Genomic DNA, 12,918 nt, shown 5'->3' on the forward strand with positions numbered 1-12,918 from the left:
CACGATGGAAGACGCAACCGCTTGGCCCGCGTGGTTGGCGGCAACTTGGGTAACGCTCAAGCTGGCAGGACTGACTACGATTATTTTGCTGCTACTCGGCACGCCTCTGGCGTGGTGGTTGGCGCACACACGTTCGCGCTGGCGCATGCCGATTGGCGCAGTGGTGGCGCTGCCAATGGTGCTCCCCCCCACGGTGCTGGGGTTTTATCTGTTAATCGCATTTGCTCCCGAAGGCCCGGTAGGGCTGGTTGCCGATCGACTTGGGTTGGGCGGGCTGGCGTTTACATTTCAAGGGCTGCTGGTGGCCTCGGTGCTGTATTCATTGCCCTTTGTCGTACATCCATTGCAGGCCGGTTTTTCGGGGGTTCCTAAACACGTGCTGGAAGCCGCTGCAACTTTGCGCGCTTCACCATTCGATAGATTTTTTAGCGTGGTACTGCCGCTGGTGCGGCCCTCGATCATTACGGCTACATTGCTGGGGTTTGCGCATACGGTGGGTGAATTTGGCGTGGTCTTGATGGTGGGCGGCAATATCGAAGGGCAAACCCGCGTGCTGTCGGTATTGCTGTACGACCAAGTGGAAAGTATGGCCTATGGCGAAGCACACCAGCTTGCAGCGGGCCTGCTGCTGTTCTCGTTTGCGCTGCTGCTATTGATGCAGTGGTTAGGGCGGCGCACGGCGGTGGGGCATGATTGAGGCGCTACACATCGCCCAGCGCGTGACACTAGGGGCCTTCAGCCTTGATGTAACACTTGATCTACCGGGGCGCGGTGTCAGCGCGATATTTGGCCCGTCTGGCTGCGGAAAAAGCACGCTCTTGCGTGCGCTGGCAGGGCTTGAGGCGAATACACAAGGGCGCGTGCATGTTGCAGGGCAGTGCTGGCAAGAGGCGCAGCAGCGCCTGCCTGCTCATCGGCGTAATGTAGGGATGGTGTTCCAGCACGCGGCGCTGCTTCCGCATTTAAGCGTAGAAGAGAATCTGCGCTATGGCTGGAAGCGCGCCAAGGTTGGGCATGACGTATTGGCACGCTGGGTCGCGCAGCTTGATCTTGCGCCGTTATTAGCGCGTAAACCTGCCTCGCTTTCCGGGGGGGAGCGACAGCGCGTTGCATTGGCACGCGCGCTGGTCTGCGCACCGCGCTTGCTATTACTTGATGAGCCGTTGAGCGCACTGGATGTGCAGCGCCGCACAGAGATTCTTCCTTATCTCGAAGCAATACGCAGTGCGGCAGAGATACCCATTCTCTATGTCACGCATGCGGTAGATGAAGTGGCGCGCTTGGCCGACCACTTGGTACTGTTGGAAGCAGGGCGCGTGCTGGCGGAAGGGCCCGCACTGGAGCTGCTTAACCGCCACGACCTGCCGCTTGCGCTGCGCGACGACGCGGGTGTGGTGCTGGAGGCGCATGCACAAAGCCGCGATGCGCACGGGCTCATGACATTGCACACGCAGGCCGGAACACTGTATGCGCATGGGCCAGAGCACTCGCAAGGGGCAGCTTTGCGGGTGCGCATTTTGGCGCGTGATGTCAGCCTTGCCCTGCGCCGGCACGACGACACCAGTTTATTGAACGTGTTACCGGCCACGGTAATGGCTTTGGACGACATACATGGCGGGCAAGTGCAGGTACGCTTGGAGGCGCAGGGTTGCCCCCTGTTGGCGCGTATCTCGCACCGTTCGTTAGAACGCTTGCAGCTGCAGCCGGGGATGCAACTATGGGCGCAGATCAAAGCCGTTGCGCTGCTGGTATGAAATAGGATTGATTTCAGTCAAAAAGCGCTACGGAATGGCGAAGTAATCTCGGCTAGGTTATTGCTCTAGGGGAGCGTTATGCCACGGTTTTTGGGTTACGTGCGTACTTCTACCGAAACCCTATCACCGGGTTATTTCAGTATGGTCATGGCCACCGGCATCATGTCGCTTGCGGCCCATTTGATGGGGCCTGCGTGGCTGGCTATTGCGCTCTTGGTGCTGAACTGGCTGCTGTTTATCAGTATTGGCGCTCTTGCTTTGGCGCATTTGCACTGGCACCCAAAACGCGTGCTGGCCGATTTGTTTAGCCACCACACCGCGCCGGGTTTTTTTACTTTTGTTGCGGCCTGTTCCATTTTGGGAAGCCAAAGTCTCTTGATCGGCCGCAGCCTGCCGATGGCCGTGATGCTTGCCGGGGTGGCGCTGCTGGCGTGGGTGGTGATTACCTACACCATTTTTACCGTGCTCACGGTGAAGCGCGAGAAGCCAACGCTTGATAAAGGTATCAACGGAGGCTGGCTGCTGGCGGTGGTATCAACCCAGGCGATGGCGGTCATTGCGGCGTTGATTTCGCAATATGTAGATCAGCCACTACGTCTTGAAATGAATTTCTTCGCGCTCTCCATGTGGCTATGGGGCGGGATGCTTTATATCTGGCTGATGTCACTGATCTTCTATCGCTATACGTTTTTTGAACTGTCACCCGCCGATCTGTCGCCGCCGTATTGGATCAATATGGGGGCGATGGCGATCTCGACATTGGCGGGATCGCTGCTGATCGTCAACGCGCCACACGCGCCTTTCTTGCAGTCGCTACTGCCGTTTATCAAAGGCTTTACTGTGTTCTATTGGGCCACGGGGACATGGTGGATCCCGATGCTAGTGGTACTGGCCATTTGGCGTCACGGCGTGCGCCGTTTTCCTTTCACCTATGACCCGATGTACTGGGGTGCAGTGTTTCCGCTGGGCATGTATGCGGTAAGCACGCTGCGCATGATGCACGCGATGCAATTACCTTTTCTCGGAAAACTTCCGCAGGTGATGTTTACGGTTGGGCTCACCGCATGGGGGCTGCTCTTTATTGGCCAGCTGCGCGCGCTGCGGCGGCATTGGCTGGCCTCTGATCGCAGCGTGTGAATTCATAAGGGCTAAGAAAAAAACGGGCCACCCGAAGATGGCCCGTCGTTTCTAAAGTGCAGACTAACTTAGAACTTCAGATTGAGCTGAAGGTATGAGAAACGGCTGGGTAAGTCGTAGGTGGCTGCATCGTAACCATTCAACGAGCACGACAAGCAAATAGGCGGTGCTTTGTTGAATAGGTTATTGATGCCAGCGGTTACGCTTAGGTTCAACGCAATGGGCAGTTTCCAGCTGGCGCGAATATCGCTATAGGTAACGGCAGACAGATAGTTCGTGCCACCTGGGCGGTCCGCGGTCACCTCGCTGGGGTTGCTGCAGATGGGGTAGCCCGAAGCTGCGGCGCAGTCTTCGCGCAGGCCGCTGATGTAGCGCAGCTTGTAATCCACATTCCAAGCGCCGCGCTGCCAGCCTAGGCTAAGGTTAGAAGCCCAGCTTGGGATAGCACTGTTGGTGACTTCAATACCTACCGCACGCGGCTCAAGGTTACCGGTTTCATTTTTGGCTTCATAGCGAATCACGTGCGTGCCTTGGAGACCTGCAGTGAATTGGCCAATAGCCGTTTCTGGGCCGCGCCATTGCACGCCAATATCGTAGCCGCTGGTTTCCACTTGCCCTAAGTTCTGCAAGGTGTTGTTGAAACCGTCGATATTGCCGGTGGCATTGCGATGGATGCCAACACAGTAGGGTGAGGTCAAGCTGCCGCTATCCACGCAGCGGTTGAGCTGGGTTTGTGCGTCGGGGGCCAAGATGGCCTGTTTGATATTGATCTTGTAGTAGCCAAAGGTGAAGTCCAGTTTGCTCGACCAAGCCACATTTTCTGCCCAACTGGGGCTATAGACAGCGCCCCAAGTGAGGCTGCGTGATTCCTCCGGCTTCAGTGCCACATTGCCGCCGGTACGCACCGAGATTTGTGGGTTTGGCTGCGAGTAGCTGGCCGGGATGCCCATTGCAGCGCAGTTTGCGGCAGTTTGTGTGTTCGCAATCGGCGCAGAGCATGGGTCTTGCAGCGTGGCGTCAAAGCGTGCCGGAGAGCCAAACACTTCGCCAATCGATGGTGCACGGAAGCCCTCTGCCCAAGTGCCGCGCAGGGTTAGATCGTCCACGATCTGCCAGCGTAAGCCGTACTTGTTATTCGTGGCAGAACCAAAGGTTGAGTAGTCCGAATACCGTGTGGCCACCGATAGATCGAGCGCTTTGAATGCAGGAACATCGCGCAGCAGCGGTGCGTTGAGTTCAACGTAATATTCGTTGATGGAATAGCGGCCCGATGTGGGCAGCGATGGTACACCGTTCGACTCACCCGCAACGACGACTGCATCAGGTTCATAAGAGCCCGTGTAGTTGCGATGCTCGTAGCCGGTAGCAAAGCTCAGAGGGCCAGCTGGTAGATCAAACAATTCGCCGGTGAGGTTGGCCGTCCATAGGCGAATGGTGTTTTCGCTGCGATCGTGCTCGGTGTATTGAATGTAGTTGAGCATCTCCGGTGTAATTGAACCGGGGCCACCAAATAAATTCAGCGGAACACAGGGCGCTGTGCAGTTGGCAACGGGGCCTAAGGCGCGCTGAATATGGGCGATGTTGTAAGTGCCGCGTACTGTTTGTGTGGCGCGGTTATTGCCGCTGGCAAAGTTGACGTCCCAATAAAAATTGCGGGTGCCAATGCCAAAAGAGCCTTGTAAGCCGGTACCGAAATAGAAGGTATCCACGTCTTGCGAATATTGGCGTGGCCCACCTTCCACCGGACGGCGGCCGATCATGATGAGATTACCCGTGGATGGGTCGGCGTCTAGCGTATAGCCAAAGGGGTTGTAAGGGTTGGTGACATCCACCCCCACGCTGTCGGCCAAGCTGCCGGTGCCTGCACCGGGGCCGAGGAAGATGGGCTCGGGGGCCGCTTGGTTCATCGATGTGCGGCGGTTATACAAGCCGCGCACATACCAAGTAGTGTTGGCGGTGATGTTGTAGTCCACTTGGGCAAACACCGATTTGCGTTCGCTCGGTGTAAGTAGCAGGTTGAACGGAGCAAAATTGAAACGGTCGGCGCTGGTGAAGGGGTGGAAGTCCGCGGGATACTGCGCGGTGCCTGTGATTGGGCCATTGAGCGTAACGCTGTGGTAATTGCCCAATGGGTCGTTGAACATAAAACGCCCGGTAGGTGTTGCCGAGCTGCAGTTATCAAGGCCCGTACCCGGCACGCATTCCGCGCCCGCCTGCGCCCAGTCACCGGAGCTGATGGCGTCTTGTTTGACGTAGCCGAAATCCACGAAGAAGTTGTAGCGATCACCCTTCGCACCAAACGACAGATCGGCGTTCTTAGTGTCGCCGCCATTGCGGTTGTTGTAATTGCCGAAATAAACGCTGGCTGCACCGCCGTCCTGCGACTTCTTGGTGATGATGTTGACCACGCCGGCAATGGCGTCGGAACCGTAAAGCGCAGAAGCACCGTCTTGCAGCACTTCAATACGGTCGATGATGCCCACCGGAATGGTATTCATATCTACGGCGGCAGAGACACCAGAGGCCGAGCTTTCGTTTACCCAGCGGATGCCATCAACGAGGATCAAGACGCGCTTGGCGCCAAGGTTGCGAAGATCGAGCGTCGAAGACCCCGAGCCTACGCCGCTGCCGTCGGGCGGAAAGCCGAAGTTACCAGCCGAGTTGAACTTGGTGTTGAGCGAAGAGCCGGACGAAGACAGTTGTTTCAGGATGTCACCAATACTGGTGAGCCCGGCGCGCTGAATGTCGGCCGAGTTCATGGTGAGGATGGGTACTTGGGTGGCTACTTCGGCGCTTTTGATGCGCGATCCGGTCACCATCACTTTATCGAGTGTCGTGGCTTTTTGCGGCGGGGCTGCGGCTTCTTGAGCGAAGGTAGGTGCTGTTGCGATAGATGTAATGACGCACGCGATGGCAGCTGCCAAAGCGCGGTGGCGTAACGCGTTGTTCATTGGTTTCCCCAGAGCTGTTGATTGAGTGACCTGCATCCAGCTCCCCTCAGCTGGCGGTTAAATGTAAACCTATTGTTAATAAGTGTGAAGGGGCGCTCGTTTTTCTTTTCTTTGACTCAAATCAAAAACACGGCAACGTGTTATTTCTATCATTTCTTCGCTATGAGCCTAACTATATAACGAAGGAAAATTATGAAATTTCAAATGCTTGCATTGAGTTCTCTGTTGCTTTTGGGGGGCGCGCCGGTGGTGTTTGCGGCAAACCCTGCGGCGCATCACGTGGCCACTCCGGCGGCGAAGGACTTGGCCAAGGTCAACCCAAGCTATCAGTTGCGGGTGAGTGGGGCGGTGAAAACACAAAAGACCTTCAACGTGGCGGCGCTCAAGCAGCTCACTGCGCGCAACAGCGGGCCGATGGATGTGGTCTGCGCGTCTGGGCAGGTGAAGGACAAGGCCAATAACTATCGCGGCGTGCTGCTCACCGACGTGCTGGATGCAGCGGTCATCGACCAGAAGGCACACAAAGACGACCGCCGGATGGTGATCGTGGCGCGCGCCACCGACGGCTACACCGTTACCTTCTCGTGGAGCGAGCTGTACAACTCTGAGATCGGTAAGCAGGTGCTGGTGGCTTGGGAGAAAGACGGCAAGCCGCTGAGCGTGGGTGAAGGGCAGATGCTGCTGATTTCTGGCAAAGACATCAAAACTGGGCCGCGTCATGTACCCAATTTGAGCGCGCTTGAAGTTGTGCGGATGAAATAACGCTGATGAAAAACTCCCCCACATTTTTCCGCCATGCGCTGGCGGTAGCGCTTGCGTCTGTCATTTCATTTTCGGTACAGGCCGCGCCGCCCGCAGCCAAGACAACGCTGGATAAAGACGGCGTGTTTCAGCTGGGCAGTGTCGTGGCGCAAGGCAAGCGTGATGGCCTTGCGGCATTGGGCGAAGTGATCGTGTCGCGCGAACAGCTCGATACACTCAACCGCGAAACGCTGGGCGAAGCGGTAGCCACGGCACCGAGCGTGAACCTTTCAAACAACAGCCGCAATGAGGCGACGGTGTACGTGCGGGGCTTTGATCCGCGCCAAGTGCCGGTGTTTCTAGACGGCATTCCGCAGTATGTTCCGTATGACGGCTATATCGATTTTGGCCGTTTCACCACGTTTGATCTTGCCCAAGTTCGTGTGGCCAAGGGTGCTGCGTCATTGCTCTACGGGCCGAACACGCTAGGTGGCGCGGTCAATCTAATTTCGCGCAAGCCCACGCAGCCGCTGGAGGGTGATGTGCGCGTGGGTGTAGGGAGTGGCGGCGAGCGCAAGGTTGCGGCCAATATCGGGATGCGCAACGGCCAGTGGTATGTGCAGGCGGGGTTATCGTGGCTTGATGCCGATAGCTTTCCGCTTCCTAGTGGGTTCAAAGATTACAAGGCCAGCCCAACCGATACCGGTGATCAACGCGAAAATGCGTATCGTAATGATCGCCGTGCGTCGATCAAAATTGGTTTCGAGCCAAATGCACGCAGTGAGTTTGCCCTAGGCTATGTGAAGCAGGAGGGCGAGAAGGGCAACCCCGTGTACACCGGGCGCTCGAAGAGTGGCGTGCGTTATTGGCGCTGGCCGTGGTGGGATAAAGAAAGCGTGTACTTCATTGGCAATATGGGGCTAGGGGAAGCCAATAGTCTGAAGCTACGCGCTTATGAAGACCGCTATGGCAATGGTCTGCAGGCATATACCAATGGCAGTTACAGCACGGAATTACTCACCACCAGTTTCCCTAGTGTGTATGCCGATAAAACGCGCGGACTGAGCCTAGAGTTAGCCAGCCAAGTGTTTGCCAACCACGATCTGCATGCAGCGCTGCACTATAAGGACGACCGGCATAGTGATTTAAACCCGAAGTCGCCGGTGAAACAGTATCGCGATGTCACCACCACGCTTGCGCTGGAAGATAGCATCACGCTTGGCGCTGGCTATGGCCTGCGCGTGGGCGGCAGCCACGAGCAGCGGGATGCGAAGGAAGTATATTTCTGGCCGGTGGGGAAGACCTCAGCCAATAACGCATTGATTGAGCTGACGCGTGACTTTGGCGATGCGGGTTTGCTGTTTGCCAGTGCTTCGCACAAGACCCGGTTTCCCACCATCAAAGACCGTTATTCAGCGCGCATGGGGCGAGCATTGCCCAACCCTGATTTGAAGCCAGAGGTTGCGCGTCATCTTGAGATGGGCTGGCGCGGCCAGCCGTGGAGTGGGGCGCAGTTGGAAGGCTCGCTGTTTTACAGCCGTATTGATGATTTGATCCAAGATGCGATCGTCGCTTCCACCGAATGCGGCAGCAGTGTTTGCGACCAGGCCCAGAATATCGGGAAAGCGCGCCACCGAGGGTTTGAGCTGGCACTGCAGCAACGCTTAGGCGAGCAAGGACAGTTGGGGCTGACCTATACATGGATGGATCGGGATAACTTGCTGCAGCCCGACGTGCGTCTTACCAATAGCCCAAGTCAGCGTCTGTTTGCGCATGCGCAGTGGGTGTTCGCACCGCAGTTCAAAGCGGTAGCTACGCTGGAGAGTGAGCGCGGCCGTGTGGTTCCGGTGTCCATTACAGGTCAGCCGCCCTACCTTACCTTGCGCGGGTTTACCGTGTTGGGGCTGAAGGGCGTATGGACGCCCATCACTCAGGTTGATGTGGAAGTGGGTGGGCGCAACCTAACCGACAAGTGGTACGAACTTGCCGAAGGCTACCCGATGCCGGGCCGCAGTTGGTTTGCCAATGTGATTTATCGGTTCTAAGTACGTTTTCTGTGTGCCGACAGGGACGTTGGCACACACCTTAAACGGCAACCGCCAAGATAACGTGCGAGGCTTTTACAAGCGCCTGCAAAGGGGTGCCAATCTCGATGCCCAGTGTCGCGGCGCTATCGTTGGTGACCGTGGCCACGAGGCGTTTTCCTCCGGCAAGCGCAAGTTCAACTTCTGAGTTGACTGCGCCGGTGTGGCAGGCGGTGACGCTTCCTTTCAACACGTTGCGGGCGCTGGTGCGCAGACTAGTGTCTGCGGTAAGTATGACGAAAGAAGATTTCACCAACCCAACCGCGCTACTGCCAACGCGTAGCCCGAGCTCATCGACACTATGGTTAGTAATAATCGCGGTGAGCGTGTCGCCACCTGCAATTTCCAATACCACTTCACTATTCACCGCGCCGCGCTGAAGTGTGCGAACTGTGCCTTCGTATTGGTTGCGCGCGCTGGTTTTAAGCATGAGGTTACCTAAGCGTTTAAGGATCTGTTCGAGATCGTGCGCTTCGTTTGTACTGCCCGCAAGCAAGCGTTGCTGCAAGGTGGTCAGTGCCTGATGAAACGCCAATACGCGCCGCCCCATCTCGGTGAGGCGCGCGCCGCCGCCGCCGCTGCCGCCTGTTTCCGCACTGACTAGCGGCTCGCCCACAAAGGTGTTCAGCGCAGCAATGGCATCCCACGCGCCCTTATAACTCATACCCACTGCACGCGCGGCGGCGCTGATGGAGCCATGCGCGTCTAGTGCCTGCAGCAAACGCGCACGCTGCGGGGTTAGGCTTGTGCCTGCACCGCGTAGGTCGATGAGGGGTTCTAGCGAAGGGGCAGGCATGGCGTTGCCGTCCAAGCATTCAACAACCTATTACAGTAGTCTGAAATACACCTGCTACGCCATCTTTTCTGCATTGGTCAGAATTGATACACCGCTTGCGCCCAAAGCCGTGGGCTTTTGTCCTCGTCAGATTCGGGTTCACCGGTGCCTGCTTTCCAAGCAGCAAACACTTGCACGCTGAACGGGTGAAACACGTAGCTCAGGCCCACGCCATAACCAGCAAGGCGGCGGTGGTTGCTGGCGGCTGGCCCCCACGGCGCTTGGTTGATGCGCACGCGGCCTGCGTCATAAAACCCAAATGCGTCGATGCGTTCGGCAACGCTATGCCGTAGTTCAACGCTTGTAATGTAACCGTTATCGCCGCTGGCCTCGCCCTGCGGATAGGCGCGCACGCCGGTGCTGCCACCAAGCAGTAGTTTTTCAGAAGAATCCAGATTTTTATCTGCCCACTGCGCGTTAGCGTTCAGGGTCAGCAGCCAGTTTTGGGGAAGGCGCTGCAGGCGCTGGTAGTCAAGCGACCATTTGCTGAACTGCCCGCTGCTGTGCGCGGTAAATTGGTCGATAAACGCACTGACGGCGTCCATGCCCAAGCGGCCCTGAGTGTAGTTCAGCAGAATGCGGTTGCTGGCACCGCCTGCCAATGTGTCGATGATGTCGCCACGGATGCCCAGCGTTGCGTTGTGCAGGGTTTTTCTGCTTTGCAAATGCACAATGCCAATATCGTCGTGCAGGTGTTTGTCGTCGAATTGCGCGTTCACATACCAGCTTGCCCGCCTACCGCGCAGCAGCGGCTGTTGCACATAAAAACTGCCAATGGAGGCGCTGCCGTTGGCGTCAAGCACGTCAAACGCTTTACCTAACTTGTAGCGCATGGCCGACCAAGCAACGCCTATGCGCGTGGCCCACGGCCCAATGGGCAATTGGTAGCCAATGCGTCCGTAGCGAAAATCGCTGGCGTTGGCCTGTGCGCGCAGGCTGAGCTGGTCGCCCAGCTTGGCCGGGTTGTTCCAATACAGGCTGGCGCCAATGCGCTCTGCGCCTACGAAGCGGTTGCCGAAGTTGTCCACGTCCACTTCGCCAGTGAATGCAGCGCTGGGCTCTAGTTCCACAAGAAAATCGGAGCTTCCCACGCTGGCACCGGGGCGCAGCGTCGATTTCACTTCAACGCCGGGTAAATCAGACAGGCGCAGCAGCGCATCTTCCATCTGTTGACGGTTAACGGCGTCGCCCGTTTGCAGGCGGTGAAGCGGCGCAGTGGCCGTACTGGCCGTACCGGTGTTGTCGTGCAATGTAATTTCGCCAAGGTGCCCTTCAAGAATGGCAATGGTCACAACGCCTTCGCTCACGTCCTGCGGCGGCAGGTAGGCGCGGGCCACCAAGTAGCCGTGGTTGCGGTAGTAACGGGTGATGCGTGCGGCTAGGTTGTCCAGGTCGGTGAGCGTCATGCTTGGCTGAATGTCGCCTGCAATCAGCGCGCTGAGTGTGGTGGAAGAAAATGCGCTGTTGCCGGTGATCTGGACGTTTCGAACGGTAATAGGTTCGTTGCTTGCTGCCGCTTGTTTGGTGGGTTCCTCTACCGTTGTTTCTTTTGCCGTGGCTGAAGGCGGTGGCGGCGGTGGGGCGGTTTGCTGAAGCAGTTGCCCTGCCGTAGGCTGCGACTGCGCAAACGCCACGGCAGGGGCCAGCAGTAGCCCTGCCAGCAGGTACGGTGTTGTTGTTTTAATGGTCATTTAGCGGCAGTCTTGAATAAGTTGGACAGGAAGGTGTTGGCCGCATTGCAGCACCGCAATGTCGGGGGCCGTATGCGCTTGGCGCGCAACGGTGTCTTTGACTTGGGTATTGGCCGAGTTAGCGGCGGCGGCGTAGGTTGCGCCGTAGGTGTCGGCTGCGCTGTTGAAAATACTGGCGGTGGCCGTGGGGGCATTGGCCCAGTCGATGCGGTAGTTCAGGCGGTCATTGCCGGTTAGCGCCATCTCGTTGAGCACCACTTGTTTCAGGTGGCCAATATCGGCACTGGTAAACGCAGCGCTCCAGTGGGTACCCACATTGTCGTTTGCCACGATACCCGCCAGCGCCAACGTGCTGTCGGTTATCTCGGCATCCGTAGTGCCGTCGAATAGTTTGTCGGCCACGTTGAAGCTGCCATCAATGGTGAGCACTTTTTGCAGAATGGTGCTGTGGGTGTTGTTGAGATAGGTGATGACGTAATTGCCGCCGTTGTTGCCGTCGTTTACCGTTACGCCGCCTACCGTCACGGTCTTGTTGGTGCCTGCGTTTTTGTCGGTAAAGGCGAAGCTGCCACCGCTGAGGCTGTCGTTGCCAAACAGCTGCCCGTCGGCCAGCAACAGCGCACCGTCGGCGGTGGTGGTGCCGTCGTAGGTTTTGGTGATGTCGCTGGTGGTTAGCGTGATGGCGGCAGGGTTGATAAGAAGGCTGCCATCCACATAAGTCAGGTTGTAGTTGGCGGCGCTGCCACCGCTGACCGTATGGGCATAGGTGCCTGCATTGGTGCCGCTGCCGCCGGTTTCCACAAGGCCGGTGATGACGCTGGTTGCATCGCCGGGCACCAAGCCGGTGATGCTGTAGCCGGTGATGGCTTGCAGCAGGCCGTTGTAGGTCAACGTGCCGCTGTTGGCGGTGATGACGGCGTTGGCCTTGGCGATGTTGAGCGTGCCGTCTTTGTAGGTGATGACGTAATTGCCACTGGAAAGGCCGCTGGCAATCAAACTATAAATGCCCGCGTTGACGGCGTTTTGGCTGCTGCCGCCCCATGTCAGGGTGCCGGAGAGCACATTGAAGTCTTCGCCATTGACGAAGCCGCTGTAGCTCACGCCGTTGCCGCCCGTCCACGCGAGGCCGTCGTAGGTTTTGCTGGCGTCGTTGGCGGTAATGGTCAGCGTGGCGGGGTTGATGGTGAGCGCGCCGGGGACGTAGGTCAGGGTGTAGTTAGCGGCGCTGCCGCCGCTCACCGTATGGGCATAGATGCCTGCGTTGGTGCCGCTGCCGCCGGTTTCTACAAGGCCGGTGATGACGCTGGCGTTTTCGCCATTGACCAAGCCGGTGATGCTGTAGCCGGTGATGGCTTGCAGTAGGCCGTTGTAGGTCAATGTGCCGCTGTTGGCGGTGATGACGGCGTTGGCTTTAGCGATGTTGAGCGTGCCGTCTTGGTAGGTGATGACGTAGTTGCCGCTGGAAAGGCCGCTGGCGATGAGGCTGTACACACCTGCGTTGACCGCACCTTGGCTGCTTCCGCTCCAAGTGAGCGTACCGGACAGCACGTTGTAGTCTTCGCCGTTGACGAAGCCGCTGTACGTCACACCGTTGCCGCCCGTCCACGCGAGGCCGTCGTAGATCTTGCTGGCATCGTTGGCGGTGATGGTGAGCGCTGCGGGGTTGATGGTCAGGCTGGTGGTGGGGCTGTAGGTGATCTCGTAGCCGAGTTGGCCGGAATACAG

Annotated in this window: 9 protein-coding genes; 5 read left to right on the forward strand and 4 right to left on the reverse strand. The window is 57.8% G+C overall.

From position 1 onward, the window contains the following. Positions 1-4 precede the first annotated feature (4 nt). The 3 genes from modB (at position 5) to KUL77_RS11825 (ending at position 2,891) form a co-directional block, all read left to right on the forward strand. Positions 5-697: a molybdate ABC transporter permease subunit gene (gene modB, locus KUL77_RS11815; protein ID WP_297147432.1), complete on the forward strand. Its 693-nt coding sequence runs from the start codon at positions 5-7 to the stop codon at positions 695-697. Further along, positions 690-1,754, forward strand: a complete 1,065-nt coding sequence (modC, locus tag KUL77_RS11820) for a molybdenum ABC transporter ATP-binding protein (RefSeq protein ID WP_297147434.1) — start codon at positions 690-692, stop codon at positions 1,752-1,754. Before modB ends, modC begins: the two co-directional genes overlap by 8 nt. Positions 1,755-1,832: 78 nt before the next feature. Next, entirely contained in the window at positions 1,833-2,891 is a 1,059-nt protein-coding gene (locus KUL77_RS11825; RefSeq protein ID WP_297147437.1) for a tellurite resistance/C4-dicarboxylate transporter family protein, read from the forward strand. A gap of 68 nt (positions 2,892-2,959) precedes the next feature. Here KUL77_RS11825 and KUL77_RS11830 read toward each other — a convergent pair whose 3' ends face one another. Then, complete coding sequence (locus tag KUL77_RS11830) at positions 2,960-5,842, reverse strand: TonB-dependent receptor (protein ID WP_297147440.1); 2,883 nt, start codon at positions 5,840-5,842, stop codon at positions 2,960-2,962. Between the two features lie 192 nt (positions 5,843-6,034). Here KUL77_RS11830 and KUL77_RS11835 point away from each other — a divergent pair, with 192 nt between their 5' ends. Further along, a complete protein-coding gene (locus KUL77_RS11835; protein WP_297147443.1) occupies positions 6,035-6,604 on the forward strand; it encodes a molybdopterin-dependent oxidoreductase in 570 nt (189 codons plus the stop codon). 5 nt (positions 6,605-6,609) lie between these two features. Further along, complete coding sequence (locus tag KUL77_RS11840; protein WP_297147446.1) at positions 6,610-8,628, forward strand: TonB-dependent receptor; 2,019 nt, start codon at positions 6,610-6,612, stop codon at positions 8,626-8,628. A gap of 40 nt (positions 8,629-8,668) precedes the next feature. Here the strand turns inward: KUL77_RS11840 and KUL77_RS11845 are convergent, their stop codons facing one another. The 3 genes from KUL77_RS11845 to KUL77_RS11855 all read right to left on the reverse strand — a co-directional run. Beyond that, positions 8,669-9,463 (reverse strand): TOBE domain-containing protein, encoded by a 795-nt coding sequence (locus tag KUL77_RS11845; protein WP_297147447.1) that lies wholly within the window; start codon positions 9,461-9,463, stop codon positions 8,669-8,671. 77 nt (positions 9,464-9,540) lie between these two features. Continuing rightward, positions 9,541-11,193, reverse strand: a complete 1,653-nt coding sequence (locus tag KUL77_RS11850) for a ShlB/FhaC/HecB family hemolysin secretion/activation protein (RefSeq protein ID WP_297147449.1) — start codon at positions 11,191-11,193, stop codon at positions 9,541-9,543. After that, the coding region (locus tag KUL77_RS11855; protein ID WP_297147452.1) for an MBG domain-containing protein at positions 11,194-12,918 on the reverse strand (1,725 nt) is incomplete at its 5' end.

It is taken from the genome of Thermomonas sp. (genome assembly GCF_019104945.1).
Lineage (GTDB): Bacteria > Pseudomonadota > Gammaproteobacteria > Xanthomonadales > Xanthomonadaceae > Thermomonas.